The sequence below is a fragment of the Blautia sp. NSJ-175 genome (genome assembly GCF_022867815.1).
GTDB classification, from domain to species: Bacteria; Bacillota; Clostridia; order Lachnospirales; family Lachnospiraceae; genus Blautia; species Blautia celeris.
Genome location: NZ_JALIFQ010000044.1, coordinates 1 through 14,539, shown reverse-complemented (window position 1 = coordinate 14,539; position 14,539 = coordinate 1). Strand labels below are relative to the sequence as shown.

13 protein-coding genes are annotated in these 14,539 nt (G+C 47.7%); 12 read left to right on the top strand and 1 reads right to left on the bottom strand.

The genetic code is table 11. The features are described 5' to 3' along the window. Window positions 1–152: 152 nt before the first annotated feature. The 12 genes from MUB35_RS29845 to MUB35_RS29790 all read left to right on the top strand — a co-directional run bounded on the left by MUB35_RS29845 (window position 153) and on the right by MUB35_RS29790 (window position 12,849). Window positions 153–1,127, top strand: coding sequence for a CotS family spore coat protein (locus tag MUB35_RS29845; RefSeq protein ID WP_033143653.1), 975 nt, complete (start codon window positions 153–155; stop codon window positions 1,125–1,127). 199 nt (window positions 1,128–1,326) lie between these two features. Further along, window positions 1,327–3,063, top strand: a complete 1,737-nt coding sequence (locus MUB35_RS29840; RefSeq protein WP_033143652.1) for a phospho-sugar mutase — start codon at window positions 1,327–1,329, stop codon at window positions 3,061–3,063. 181 nt (window positions 3,064–3,244) lie between these two features. Next, window positions 3,245–3,520, top strand: a complete 276-nt coding sequence (locus tag MUB35_RS29835; RefSeq protein WP_018593723.1) for an HU family DNA-binding protein — start codon at window positions 3,245–3,247, stop codon at window positions 3,518–3,520. A 7-nt stretch (window positions 3,521–3,527) separates the two neighbouring features. After that, window positions 3,528–3,767: an RNA-binding S4 domain-containing protein gene (locus MUB35_RS29830; protein ID WP_033143651.1), complete on the top strand. Its 240-nt coding sequence runs from the start codon at window positions 3,528–3,530 to the stop codon at window positions 3,765–3,767. 105 nt (window positions 3,768–3,872) lie between these two features. Then, window positions 3,873–4,160: a sporulation protein YabP gene (gene yabP, locus MUB35_RS29825; protein WP_033143659.1), complete on the top strand. Its 288-nt coding sequence runs from the start codon at window positions 3,873–3,875 to the stop codon at window positions 4,158–4,160. A gap of 1 nt (window position 4,161) precedes the next feature. Then, on the top strand, window positions 4,162–4,650 hold the full coding sequence (gene yabQ, locus MUB35_RS29820; RefSeq protein ID WP_033143650.1) for a spore cortex biosynthesis protein YabQ: 489 nt from the start codon (window positions 4,162–4,164) through the stop codon (window positions 4,648–4,650). Continuing rightward, complete coding sequence (locus tag MUB35_RS29815) at window positions 4,601–4,900, top strand: septum formation initiator family protein (protein WP_186971126.1); 300 nt, start codon at window positions 4,601–4,603, stop codon at window positions 4,898–4,900. The genes yabQ and MUB35_RS29815 overlap by 50 nt, the downstream gene beginning before the upstream one ends. Before the next feature lie 120 nt (window positions 4,901–5,020). Beyond that, the gene (locus MUB35_RS29810; protein ID WP_033143649.1) at window positions 5,021–6,508 is read left to right on the top strand and encodes a SpoIIE family protein phosphatase; all 1,488 of its coding nucleotides are present in this window, start codon (window positions 5,021–5,023) and stop codon (window positions 6,506–6,508) included. A gap of 41 nt (window positions 6,509–6,549) precedes the next feature. Further along, entirely contained in the window at window positions 6,550–7,893 is a 1,344-nt protein-coding gene (gene tilS, locus MUB35_RS29805) for a tRNA lysidine(34) synthetase TilS (protein WP_118594126.1), read from the top strand. Further along, a complete protein-coding gene (hpt, locus tag MUB35_RS29800) occupies window positions 7,886–8,407 on the top strand; it encodes a hypoxanthine phosphoribosyltransferase (RefSeq protein ID WP_033143648.1) in 522 nt (173 codons plus the stop codon). Before tilS ends, hpt begins: the two co-directional genes overlap by 8 nt. A gap of 27 nt (window positions 8,408–8,434) precedes the next feature. Continuing rightward, a complete protein-coding gene (gene ftsH / locus MUB35_RS29795) occupies window positions 8,435–10,267 on the top strand; it encodes an ATP-dependent zinc metalloprotease FtsH (protein ID WP_033143647.1) in 1,833 nt (610 codons plus the stop codon). 455 nt (window positions 10,268–10,722) lie between these two features. Next, the gene (locus tag MUB35_RS29790) at window positions 10,723–12,849 is read left to right on the top strand and encodes a glycoside hydrolase family 13 protein (RefSeq protein ID WP_033143646.1); all 2,127 of its coding nucleotides are present in this window, start codon (window positions 10,723–10,725) and stop codon (window positions 12,847–12,849) included. 233 nt (window positions 12,850–13,082) lie between these two features. Here the strand turns inward: MUB35_RS29790 and MUB35_RS29785 are convergent, their stop codons facing one another. Continuing rightward, entirely contained in the window at window positions 13,083–14,012 is a 930-nt protein-coding gene (locus MUB35_RS29785; protein WP_148392074.1) for an AraC family transcriptional regulator, read from the bottom strand. Between the last annotated feature and the right edge of the window lie 527 nt (window positions 14,013–14,539).

Sequence of the window (14,539 nt, the reverse complement as noted above, 5' to 3'; positions counted from 1 at the left end):
GTTAGCTGAGGGGAACGGAGCCAGGAGCCGCCCTGCCTTCCCCCCGCCCGCCCTCCCCGCCTGCTGTCGTCCGCCTGCATATATTTTCGCCTTCTACGTTTCTAATCTCCTGCATAAAATAGAGAGGACACAAAGTAAAGGGGGACAAGGAAGTGTATGATAGGGGTCTCAGCGTACTGGAGCAATACGGACTGGAAGCAAAATCCACATACCGCGGAAGAGGTGCACTCATCTGCGACACCCAGGCCGGTCTGGTTCAAATCCGTGAATATAACGGCTCTCCCAGAAAGCTTGGTTATCAGGCTAAGCTTCTGGAGATTGTAAGCACCCGGAATCAGATCAGCGTGGATTCACTTCTTCCTAACCAGGAAGGCGCATACGTCTCAGCCGACAAAGACAACATACCCTATGTGGTAAAGCGGTGGTACGAAGGAAGAGAATGTGACACCCAGTCTATGAAAGACATTAAACGCAGCGTAACAGCCCTGGCGAGTCTACATAAAACAATGAAAATGCCGGTCCAGACACACTATGTCAAGGAACCGCTTCTCATGGAATATGAAAGGAAAAACAGGGAGCTGCGGAAGATCCGTAAATTTGTCTGCCAGAAACGGCGGAAAAATGATTTTGAGCTCAGGTATCTGGACAGCATTGCCTGTTATCTGTGGCATGCGGAGGAGGCCCAGAGGAGGCTTAACTGCTCTGATTATGAGGATCTGCGGTGCCGGTCCCTGGAGACAGGGGATGTGTGCCACGGGGAATACAACCAGCACAATGTGCTGATGCTTGCCCAGAATACGGCTGTCATCAACTTTGACCGGTGGCACTATGATGTCCAGATGGAGGATCTCTACCAGTTCATGCGCAAAATATTGGAAAAGCATAACTGGGACCTGGAGATGGGGCGGCAGATGCTTCTGGCCTATCATGAGGAGAAGCCTATGAATGTGCAGGAGTTAGAGAACCTGCGCATCCGTTTTGCCTATCCGGAGAAATTCTGGAAGCTGGCAAACTACTACTATTCCCACAGCAAAGCATGGATTTCCGAGAAAAACCTGGAAAAACTGGAGAAACTCATAGCCCAGCATGATAATTGGATGAACTTTGTCGAAAATATTTCGGTATAAAGTTTCTGAAAACCCCTGTGCAATGTTTGAATTTTCATCGGTGATAGTGTATAATGTATTCCATAGTTACTGTCCGCAGCGCTCAATACGCAGGCTGCGGGCTGTGATGACCCATAAAGGAGCGGTCCGGCAGGCCATAGAGGAGTTGGTGCCGAGGACGTCCGCTATAAATCAACGTTGCACAGGGAGGTAGTAGAATATGGACTACAAAAAGCTTTATGAGGAATGGCTCTCCAACCCGTATTTTGATGAAGATACCAAAAAAGAGTTGAAAGCAATTGAAAATGATGAAAATGAAGTGAAAGAACGCTTTTATAAAGAGCTGGAATTTGGTACCGCAGGTCTTCGAGGTGTGATCGGTGCCGGTGTTAACCGCATGAACATCTACACAGTGAGAAAGACCACACAGGGTCTGGCAAATTACATAGCAGCAGTGAACGGTCAGGCCAAGGGCGTGGCGATTGCCCATGACTCCCGCCGCATGTCCCCGGAATTTGCCAAAGAAGCAGCGCTGTGCCTGGCTGCCAACGGTGTAAAAGCCTATATTTTCGATTCCCTGCGCCCCACACCGGAGCTTTCCTTTGCAGTGAGAAAGCTTGGATGTATTGCCGGAATCAATATCACAGCCAGCCATAACCCGCCGGAGTACAACGGATACAAGGTTTACTGGGAGGACGGAGCCCAGATCACACCGCCTCATGATTCAGGAATCATGGACGAGGTAAAAAAAGTCACAGACTTTGCCGCTGTTAAGACCATGGATGAGGAGGCAGCAAAGGCAGCCGGCCTGTACCAGGTGATCGGACAGGAAGTGGATGACGCTTATATGGAAGAGCTGAAAAGCCAGGTGATCCACATGGATGCCATCAAAGCCATGGCAAAAGAACTGAAAATCGTGTACAGCCCTCTGCACGGCACAGGAAATATTCCTGCAAGACGCGTGTTAAAAGAGCTGGGATTTGAAAATGTATATGTAGTAAAAGAGCAGGAGCTGCCGGATGGTGAATTTCCTACAGTCAGCTATCCAAACCCTGAAGCAGATGAGGCCTTTGACCTGGGCTTAAAGCTTGCCAAAGAGGTGGATGCAGATCTGGTGCTTGCCACTGACCCGGATGCTGACCGTCTGGGTGTCCGTGTAAAAGACAGTAAGACAGGGGAATACCATACCCTTACCGGCAATATGTCAGGCTGCCTGCTGGCTGACTATGAGATTGGCCAGAGAAAAGAAATGAACGGAGGACTGCCGGGGGACGGTGCCATGGTATCCACCATTGTTACCACCAATATGGCAGGAGCCATTGCCAGACATTACGGCATCCGCTTCATTGAAGTGCTGACAGGATTCAAATACATAGGCCAGCAGATCCTGGGATTTGAGACATCAGGAAAAGGTACCTATCTGTTCGGATTTGAGGAGAGCTACGGCTGCCTCATCGGTACCCACGCAAGGGATAAGGATGCCATTGTGGCAACTATGGCTCTTTGTGAGGCTGCCGCATATTACAAGACAAAAAATATGACACTGTGGGATGCCATGATCGCCATGTACGACAAATACGGCTACTACAAAGATGATATCCAGTCCATCACCCTGAAGGGGATCGAGGGCCTGGAGAAGATCCAGACCATCCTGGAGAACCTGAGAAAGAACCCGCCGTCCGCCATCGGTGCGTACAAGGTGACCTCCGCAAGAGACTACAAGGCAGACACCGTTGTTGACATGGAGACAAAAGAGGTAAAGGCAACCGGACTTCCAAGCTCCAATGTACTTTACTATGATTTGACTGATGATGCATGGGTATGCGTTCGTCCGTCCGGCACGGAGCCTAAGATCAAATTATACTATGGAATCAAGGGTACATCCCTGGCAGATGCAGACGAGAAATCCGCTGCACTTGGACAGGCTGTAAAGGAATTAATAGATAAAATGATGTAAAAAGGGGTATTTGCCCGAAGATTCAAAAAAATTCCCTGCAAGCGTAATGTATGTGCTTGACAAACACAGGGAAAAAAGGTATAAATAACAGTAGGCTTTCACCGGGTAAGTGGTAAAAAGCCCTATGAGACTATGAAACTTATTGAGAAATAAGGGAGAATTCATTTAGGAGGAAATACTCATGAACAGAACAGAATTAGTTGCAGCTATGGCTGAAGCAACAGAATTATCCAAAAAAGACGCAGAGGCAGCTTTAAAGGCATTTATCGATGTTGTAACTGCTGAGATGAAGAAAGGTGAAAAAGTTCAGTTAGTCGGCTTTGGTACATTTGAAGTATCCGAGAGAGCTGCAAGAGAGGGAAGAAATCCTCAGACTGGCGAGACTATGACAATCGCAGCTTCCAAATCTCCGAAATTCAAAGCAGGCAAAGCTTTAAAAGACGCTGTGAACGAATAAGAGAAAAATGAGACTTGACAAGTATTTAAAGGTATCCCGCCTGATAAAACGCAGAACCGTTGCAAATGAGGCCTGCGATGCAGGGCGTGTCCTGATCAATGACAAGCCCGCCAAGGCATCCGCTCAGGTGAAGGCCGGTGATATCCTGGAGATTCAGTTCGGCAGCAAGAATGTGCGTGTGGAAATACTGGACGTACAGGAGACTGTGAAAAAAGAGGCGGCCAGTGAACTGTTCCGCTATCTTTAGGCACGGCCGCATTCTGTGAAATTACCGAATGTGAATGGAAAAGGTATATTGTTTTTGAACCCCCCATATAATCTTTTAAGAGAGATATATGGGGGATTTGTTATTTTGGAAGAGAAGCAGGTGAAGACCGGACATAAGCTCCAGATGACTGACAGGGAGACGGGAAGCATATCCGGAGTAAAAGATGTGGTGGCTTTTGATGACGGGGAGATCAGTCTGATCACAAATGCCGGTATGCTGACTATAAAAGGGTCTGAACTCCATGTGACCCGTCTCGATCTGGATAAACAGGAGGTGGACATAGCAGGCCAGGTGGACAGTCTTGTCTACAGCCAGGGGACGGTTCTGAAGTCCAAGGGCGGAGACGGCATGTTAAAGAGGCTCTTTAAGTAATATGAGCGGATATATGCAGCAGGAGCTGCTGTTTTTCTGCAGGACCTTTCTGGCCGGAGTCCTGCTTGCGGCAGCTTACGATATACTCCGTATTTTCCGGAATGTCATATCCCACAATGATTTATTTGTTAGCCTGGAGGACCTGCTATACTGGTGCGTGGCAGGCGTTTTTCTTTTCTCCGTCATTTATCTGGAAAATGATGGGATCATACGGGTATATGCTCTGGCGGGCATATGTCTTGGCGCGCTGATCTATCATTGGGGCCTGAGCGGTTTTCTGGTGAAGTATCTTTCCGCTTTTTTGTCAAAGATTAAGTGTTTATTAAAAATACCGCTGAAACCACTGTACTATCTGAGAAAAAGGTTGAAATTTTGGCTGTCAGGGGTTAAAATTTCCTTATCCAAACAAAAGTCGATACGAAAAGTCAGGAAGAATCAGAATGAGAAGAAAAAAGAAAAAAAGCCTGCAGAACAAGATCGCCATGGTTAGCGTGACGTTTGTTGTAGGTGTTTTATTTATAGGTTTAATGGCAGAAAGCAGCAGATTAGAAGGAAAAGTAGCACAGTACGAGACGAAAAAGAGCGAAGTGAGCGCTAAAATAAAAGACGAGGAAGCTCGGACGAAAGAGATTGATGAACTGAAAAAGTACATGCAGACAGATGAATACGCCAAGGAAGTGGCCAGGGACAAACTGGGTCTTGTGGAAGGAAATCAGATTATCTTTAAAGAGGAAGAATAAGGAACGGATTTTGTCTAAAAGTTTTTCACTTCTGCAGCGTGTTTTTGACAAAGATTGAAGCCAAAAGCATCTATAATACACCTTTGATAGCGATTGCTTATTCAGGGGAGGTAATACCAGATGCAGGAATGGATCATTGCCATGCTCGTGGTCAGCGCCCTGTTGATACTGCGGGACATGGCAAAAACTATTTTTTCAGACATGAAAAAAAGTGCAGCCACTTTGGTGTACGACCAGCATCCACAGAAAGAGAAAATGCAGCGCTATGCACGTTCTTTCCAGAAACTTGCAGACAGCTTTTACGGCATGCCATACCGTAAAGATTACTTATCAGGCGGGGAACTGGAAGAACTGGTGGAACAACTTAGAGAGAGACAGTGTAAGACATGCCCGGCAAACCATATCTGCTGGAAGCAGCATTCCGTGCAGTCATACCAGAGAGTCTACAGCCTTTTCCGTGTTATGGAGGAAGGGGACGAGGAGAAACTCAGGGTGGCGAAGACGGAGCTCACAGGGGTCTGCATCAACCAGGGCAAGCTTACGCAGGAAATGCAGAGGTTAATGGAGAGAGAACGACAGAATCTGATGTGGAATAATAAACTTTTGGAAAACCGGATTGCGGTTGCAGAACAGTTGGGAGAGATGGCACAGCTTATGAAGGTGCTGTCCAGGGATTTGTTCGACATTGTTCAGACGGACCCTGTGTTCCGGGAGGAATTTGCCAAGAGACTGAAAAAGAAGCATATACTTTTGAGAAATGTCTGGATGCTGGAGCAGCCGGACGGTAAGCTGCAGTATTTCTGCGAGCTGCGGGCAAAGGGACAGGCCTGTATCTCCGCCTCGGAGGCCGGGGCAGTGCTCTCGAAAATGAGCGGCAGCAGAATGACCCCCAAGGTGGAGGGCAAGACCCTGATCACCCGGGAGTTCACGGTCATCCGTTTTGTGGAGGAAGTGAACTTCAAGATGCTGTACGGTGTGGCGAAGGTGACAAAGGAGAGGGAGACTATATCCGGTGACAATTACATGTGCACAACAGAGGACAACGGCCAGTTTTTCATGTGCCTGTCCGACGGCATGGGATCCGGCCTGGAGGCCTGCCGGGAGAGTGAGAACGTGGTGGACATGCTGGAGCAGTTTGTGGATTCCGGGTTTACCGGTGAGACAGCAGCCAGAATGGTCAATTCCGTTCTGAATCTGCAGACCAGGGAAGGAAAATTCTCCACGGTGGATATTTCCATTGTGGATCTGTACTCCGGAATGTGCCATTTCCTGAAAGCCGGCGCAGCCACTACCTTCATCAAGAGAGACCACTGGGTGGAAGCCATTTCCTCCACAAGCCTGGCTCTGGGACTGGTCCAGCAGGTGGATTATGAATCTACCAGCAAGAAGCTCTACGAGGGAGATTTTATCATCATGGTGACAGACGGGGTGCTGGACGCCCTGCCGCCTGAGAATGCGGAGGATACCATGAAAGAGATCATCCTGCAGACCCACGCAGAAGCAGCACAGGACCTGGGAAGAGGGATTCTGGAGCGGGTACTGGCCCAGTGCGAGTATAAAGCCAGTGATGATATGACAGTGCTTGCAGCAGGCCTGTGGAAAAAGTGAGAAAGAAAGGACTGAAATACCCAATGGACCAAGGAAAAAATATGGAAGAAAAGGTATTTTCTTATATAGAACAGTACAGAATGATAGAAGCGGGCGACCGGGTGATCGCCGGGGTATCCGGCGGGGCAGATTCGGTGTGCCTGTTGTTTTTGTTATGGGAGTATCAGAAAAAGGTGCCGTTTTCCGTACAGGCAGTACATGTAAACCATCAGCTTCGCGGCAGTGAGGCAAAGCGGGATGAGGAGTACGTGGTCAGGCTGTGCAGGGAGCTGTCCGTACCCTGCAGAGTGTATTCCTATGATGTGGAGCGGATTGCCGCCGAGAGACATATGACGGTGGAGGAGGCAGGACGGGCTGTGCGCCAGCAGGCGTTTGGCGATGCTTGTAAAAAGACAGGCGCGAAAAGCACGGCACTTGCCCACCACCGGGATGACCTGGCAGAAACGGTCCTTCACAACCTGGCAAGGGGAAGCGGAGCCGCGGGCCTGGCGGGAATCCATCCTGTGCGCCGGATGGGGGACGGAGTCTATATCCGTCCCCTTTTGTGTGTGGGAAGGTGCGGCATCGAAAAATGGCTGACAAAAAGAGGCATTGCGTGGATGGAGGACAGCACCAACCGGGAGCTGTCCTACACCAGAAATAAAATCCGTCAAAAAGTCCTGCCGCAGCTTGAGGAAATTAATCCCCGCGCCGCGCAGCACATTGCCAGGGCCGCGCAAACTTTTCTATCTGTGGAGGAATATCTTGGGCAGCAGGCGGATATGCTTTATAGTAGGTATGCCGGGGAAAAAGAGGGCGGGATCATCCTTTCAAAGGAGATCTCCGGTGAACACCCTGTCATGCAGGCTTACGTGGTAAAGCGCGTGCTGGCATATCTGGCGGGAGGGGAAAAAGACATCACCTCCGTCCATGTGGAGGAGGCCCTTGAGCTGCTGGGGCACAGGACAGGGAGGCAGAAATCCCTGGCACATGGCATCACGGTACAGCAGTCCTACGGCAATCTTCTGTTTTATAAAAACGCAGAACGGGAAATTCCCGAAAAAGAATTGGAATTCCATGTTTTTTCCCGGGAAAACCAGCAAATTCCTGAAAAAAAGTATACGAAATGGTTCGATTATGATAAAATAAAAGGAAACCTCACCGTGAGAAAACGGCAGCCCGGAGATTATCTGACTGTCACCCCGGCGGGAGGAAGAAAAAAATTAAAAGATTATCTTATAGACTGCAAGATTCCCAGGCAGGAGCGGGAGAACCTGACCCTGCTGGCGGACGGTTCCCACATCGTATGGGTAGTGGGGTACCGTATCAGTGAATATTACAAAATTACCGAGCAGACAAAAACAGTAATCGAAGTACAGGTCAAAGGAGAAATGGAAGATGAGTGAGACAATCAGACAGCTGATCAGCGAAGAGGATGTGGACAGAAAGATCCGTGAGATCGGAGAGCAGATAAGCAGGGATTATGAGGGCAGGCAGGTACATTTGATCTGTGTGCTCAAGGGCGGCGTGTTTTTTACCTGTGAGCTGGCAAAGAGGATCAATGTTCCGGTGAGCCTTGATTTTATGTCAGTATCCAGCTATGGGGATGACACCAGCTCCAGCGGTGTGGTCAGGATCGTAAAGGATCTGGATGAGAGTATAGAGGGCAAGGATGTCCTGATCGTGGAGGATATTATTGATTCCGGCAGGACACTGAGCTATCTCATAGAGGTGCTGAAGCAGAGGAAGCCCAGCAGCCTCCGCCTCTGTACACTTCTTGACAAGCCGGAGCGCAGAGTGAAGGACGTGAAAGTGGATTATGTCTGCTTTAATATCCCGGACGAATTTGTAGTGGGATATGGGCTGGATTATGCACAGAAATACAGAAACCTGCCTTATATTGGTGTGGTGGAATTATAGTGATATAAGGTGAAAGGAGAACATGACGTGAACAGACAGGCAAAAAGCTGGCTGCCCAGCGTCCTCTTGATCGTTGTACTGGTCATAGGGGGATACTGGCTCTTCAGCCGGCAGCTTACAGTGAATAACGAGTACAGCGAGGCAGAATTCAAAGTCGCAGTTGAGAATGATCAGGTTGTGGAAGTGTATATCCATCCCGAAAAAGTAAGTCCCTACGGCAAAGTCAGTGTGGAGTTGAAAAGCGGGGACCAGGAACAGTTCAACACAACAGATGTGCAGAAATTAAGTGATTTCCTGGAGGAAAAGGGTGTGAAACCAAAAGTGGGGGACGTACCCGGAGACAATACTTTTATGTCTTCCATCCTGCCTCTTATCTTAGTGGGTATCATGGTCATTTTTGTGTTCAATCTTATGAGCCGGCAGATGTCAGGCGGCAGCAATGCCAAGATGATGAATTTCGGCAAGAGCCGCGCCAAGATGACGGTGGACAGCGAAAAGAGCGTTACATTCAAAGATGTGGCGGGTCTTCAGGAGGAGAAGGAGGAGCTGCAGGAGATTGTGGATTTCCTGAAAAGTCCTCAGAAATATGTAAAAGTAGGTGCCAGGATTCCGAAAGGAGTGCTGCTTGTAGGCCCTCCGGGAACAGGTAAGACTCTTCTTGCAAAAGCCGTGGCAGGAGAGGCGGGCGTTCCGTTCTTCTCCATTTCCGGTTCCGACTTTGTGGAAATGTTCGTAGGTGTGGGTGCCTCCCGTGTGAGGGATCTGTTTGAGGAAGGCAAGAAGAACGCGCCCTGTATTATATTTATCGACGAGATCGATGCGGTTGCCAGAAGAAGGGGAACCGGTATGGGCGGCGGCCATGACGAGAGGGAGCAGACCCTGAACCAGCTTTTGGTGGAGATGGACGGCTTCGGTGTCAATGAGGGCATCATCGTAATGTCAGCTACCAACCGTGTGGATATTCTTGACCCGGCAATTCTGCGCCCCGGTCGTTTTGACCGTAAGGTGGGCGTGGGAAGACCTGATGTGAAGGGAAGAGAAGAGATATTACAGGTTCACGCCAGGAAGAAACCCCTCGGCGAGGACGTGGATCTAAAAGAGATCGCCAGGACTACAGCGGGCTTTACAGGTGCTGACCTGGAGAACCTGATGAATGAGGCAGCGATTATCACTGCCAGGGACGGCAGATATTTTCTGACCCAGAAGGATATCCGCCAGGCATTCATCAAGACGGGAATCGGAGCGGAGAAGAAGAGCCGCGTGATTTCCGAAAAGGAAAAGAAGATTACCGCGTACCACGAAGCAGGCCATGCGATCCTGTTCCATGTGCTGCCGGAGATGGGACCTGTGCATACCATATCCATTATCCCTACCGGAATGGGAGCTGCAGGTTATACCATGCCTCTGCCGGAGCAGGACGAAATGTTCAACAGCAAGAATAAAATGCTGGAGAACATCATTGTGGACCTGGGCGGACGTGTGGCGGAAGAGCTTATATTCGGGGATGTGACAACAGGTGCCTCCCAGGATATCAAGCAGGCGACACAGCTTGCCCGCTCCATGGTCACACAGTTTGGTATGTCGGATAAAGTAGGGCTTATCAATTACGGTTCCGATGAAGATGAAGTGTTTATCGGCCGGGATTTGGCCCACGCCAGAAATTATGGTGAGCAGACAGCGGCTCTGATCGACAGTGAAGTAAAACGGATCATCGACGAGTCTTACGGCAAGGCAAAAGAATTGATCAGTGCACATATGGATGTTCTTCACAAATGTGTGGAGCTGCTGTTGGAAAAGGAAAAAATCGGACGGGAAGAGTTCGAGGCGTTATTTCAGGAAAATGCGGTGGCAGAAAGCTAAAATGTAGGTTTTGCGGCGGGTTTTGTACAGATTTCCGAAAGAATGGGAAATGCCGATTTTTGATGCGTGTAAAATTGGTCAAAAAATCGTTAAAAATTTATTTAAGATTGTGCACACTTTTTCCGTGCTGCATGGTATTATAATAACTGTAAAAACCCCCCAATACATTATATAGTTTTTGCTACACCCCATAAGAAGAAATACCTTCTCCAAAAGAGGCAGTCGTAAGACTGTCTCTTTTACTTTTCTGAGGACACCGGCTGTTTCGGGGCTTTTCTGAAGGATATATTTTGTTCCTGTGGGAATTTATACAAAAGTTGTCATTTTTTGTATAAAAGTGTCTGTTTTCAAAAAATGGTTGTATATGCAGTAAGAGTGGGATAAAATAGATGAAAGATGGGAAAGTAGACCCATGACCGGCAACTTTTTCGACTGAATGATGGAGAGGATGCATTATGAATTACGAATATATGAAGAATGCACAGAAAATTCAGGAGTATGTGACGAACATGCGTCCTGCTTTCAATAAACGTGCGGTGTTCAGTGATGAGACAGAAAATTACAGGACACCTTTTGAACCGGAACCGGGAGACGTTGTAAATGTAAGGATCCGCACAAAGAAAAACAATGTGGATCTGGTCTATCTGGTATACGAGGATAAGAAAAAAGTAATGGACCTGGCTGATTCCAAGGACGGATTTGACTATTATGAAGCCAACATTTCCCTGGGCACTGAGACAGTCAGGTATTATTTTGAGATATATACAGGCAAACTGAACTGTTATTACAACAGGATGGGCGTGGTGCGGGAGATAGACCCGCATTATTCCTTTGGCATTGTGCCGGGCTTTAAGACACCGGAATGGGCAAAAGGCGCGGTGATGTACCAGATATTTGTGGACCGCTTCTGCAATGGCGATACGGCCAATGATGTGGTGACAGGAGAATACTGCTATATTGACGAGCATGTACAGAGAGTGGAGGACTGGTACCGCTGGCCGCAGTCCATGGATGTGCGGGATTTCTACGGCGGTGATCTGCAGGGGGTCTGGGATAAGCTGGACTATCTGCAGGGGCTGGGGGTAGATGTGATTTATTTTAATCCTATCTTTGTCTCCCCCTCCAACCATAAGTACGACAGCCAGGACTATGACTATATTGATCCCCATTACGGGAAAATCGTCAGTGACGGCGGGGATGCCCTGAACTGGGGCGACAAGGATAATTCCCATGCCTCCAAATACATTAAAAGAGTGACTGATTATGAGAACCTGGAGGCCAGCAATGAATTTTTTGCCAGATTTGTGGAGGAAGTGCACAAAAGAGGTATGAAGGTGATTCTGGACGGCGTGTTCAATCACTGTGGTTCCTTCAACAAATGGCTTGACAGGGAGCGGATATATGAGCACCAGGAGGGATACGAGAAGGGCGCGTACATTACAGGGGATAGTCCCTACCGCACGTTTTTCCGTTTCCACAATGAATTTGACTGGCCGTATAACCAGTTTTATGACGGCTGGTGGGGGCATGATACACTGCCTAAGCTGAACTACGAGGATTCCCCCATGCTGTATGAATATATTATGAAGATTGCCAGGAAGTGGGTGTCACCGCCCTATAATGTGGACGGATGGCGTCTGGACGTGGCAGCGGATCTGGGACACAGCAATGAATATAATCATCAGTTCTGGCGGGATTTCAGAAAGAATGTGAAAGAAGCCAATCCGGAGGCTATTATTCTGGCCGAGCACTATGGTGAGGCAAAATCCTGGCTCCAGGGTGACCAGTGGGATACTGTCATGAACTATGATGCCTTTATGGAGCCGGTCACCTGGTTTTTGACCGGAATGGAAAAGCACAGTGACGAGTACAGTGAGGGGATGTATGGCAACAGCGACTGTTTTATCAGTGCCATGCAGTATCATATGGCAAGCTTTTATGCACCGTCTCTGATGACTGCCATGAATGAACTGTCCAACCATGACCATTCCCGTTTCCTTACAAGGACAAACCACAAGGTGGGCCGTGTGGCGCATCTGGGTTCCGAGGCAGCAGGGCAGGACATCAACAAGGCAGTTTTCAGGGAAGCGGTAGTCATGCAGATGACATGGCCCGGTGCACCCACGATCTATTACGGAGATGAAGCCGGACTGTGCGGATTCACGGACCCGGACAACCGGAGAACATATCCCTGGGGCCGGGAGGACAGGGAACTGATTCAGTTCCACAGGGACATGATCGCCATTCACAAGGGGAACCGGGAGCTGATAGACGGCTCTTTAAAGTTCCTGGCAAATGATTACCAGCTTTTGTGCTACGGCAGATTTACGGACAGGGAAAAAACTGTGGTGGCTGTGAACAACAGTGATCAGACCAAGATGGTGGAGTTGTCTGTCTGGGAGCTGGGGATATCCAGGAGCAGGGAAGCGCGTTTTAAACAGCTCATCGTGACCGGTGATTTCGGCTATAGCCTGATTAAGAAGATTCATGTCTGTAAGGGCGGAGTTGTGCGGATGAGAGTGCCCTCCCACGGAGCCATGGTGATTAAATGTGTTGTGGATAAAGACAGAAGAAATGATTAAAAGCATACAAAAAGACCGGCTGAATGTGCCGGTCTTTTTATCATGCCGCAGACCGGAATCGAACTATTACAGTTTCATCATCTGTGCAGATAACTATAATCTGTGCATGATTTAACTATTTTTAGTAATTAATGGAATGAAAAACACTTTATATTTTGCAAGTAATTCACGTTTTAATTTCTAAAGAGAACTGGGGCTGCCCCACATATTGCAGAGCAGCCCATTCACGTTTGCTATACCTTTTTCTTTACTGCATACCACAGTTCAACGTAGCCCATATCGGAATCCCCGCCGTAAATCTCAAAGTTCATACCATTCACCTGCTCATATTCAGCGGTAGGAAGCCATTCAGAAAAAAAACGCTTATGCAAGTTATTTACAACTTCGACAACATTATCCCATTTAAACTTTTCAGACGGAAATATTACCCATGTGCTCGCAGGTATATTCGCAACTGTATATCCGTCAACCTTGCTGTTTTTATTTCTGAATGCACACTGCATATATGCGAATGTCCCGGGTTCCGTTTGTTTATAATCACATACCCCATGTACCTTGCATAAGCCGGGGCTGACAAACAGAGGTAAATCACCGGCATCTGCCGCAAGTTTTTCATATGCACCGTTCACGTAATTTTGATTCCAAAGCTCATGAGGATTGTTTGGGTGTACAGCGTTATCATGCAGAATATCTGCATTCACACCTATTCCATCTGTATTAAAAATACCCTCGTAGCCAAAAACCTGAAATGCCTCTTTGTTTTCAATGCGATAATCCATTCTTTTCTCTCCTTTGACTGAAATTTGGAAAGAAATTCTTGGGTATGCTTTAAGTGTTACACCACCAGCGCGCGCTTCCGTCGGTGTAACCCCGTGGAGTGTTCGAAACGCGCGTGAAAATGAAACCGGCGAATCGTAACCATACTTTAAAGCGAGATCAATCACTTTGATATTGCCACCTTGCTGCAGTTCCATTGCTGCCATCGTCAGCCTCCTTCTGCGAATGTATTCCGTTAGCGAAATATCGGTAATAAATGAAAACATCCGAGAGAAGTTATAAATTGAACAACAGGCAATTCGTGCCAGCACTTCTTGATCGATCTCACCTGTCAGGTTATTCTCCACATACGCGAGTGCCAAATCCATACGGGTTAATAAATCCAAAAATCTCCCTCCCTTCAAACAAAGTATACTCAATATATAAATTGCTGTCGCAACATTTTAAGCCGAGTATTGTATAATTCTATATTTATATCATACCATAGAAAAAATATCTGGAACATATCTATTATTAATATTTAACGAACCACGCTTACCTGAGCCATGTTCTGCTGGTGCGGTATCCGGGAGACGGACACAGGCACAAAGGAAACGGGGCTAAAGCGTATCAGAATCCACGATCTACACTATAGTTGTGCCACACTGCTCTATGCAAATGGTGTGGATATGAAATTCATACAGTAATGGCTTTGATATAGTACGCAACTATAGGTAACTTCTCTGTAGTCACTGTTGCGGCAGTTATACAACACAAAAAAGACTCAAACAATTACTTGTTTAAGCCTTTCCTGATTACTGCCGCAGACCGGAATCGAACCGTTTTAACCAATCTCAAATACTGATAGAAAGGGGCTTTGAGGACTTCATCACGGTCTAGGTGTTCAAAAAGTGTTCATAAGTATAATTTTCAC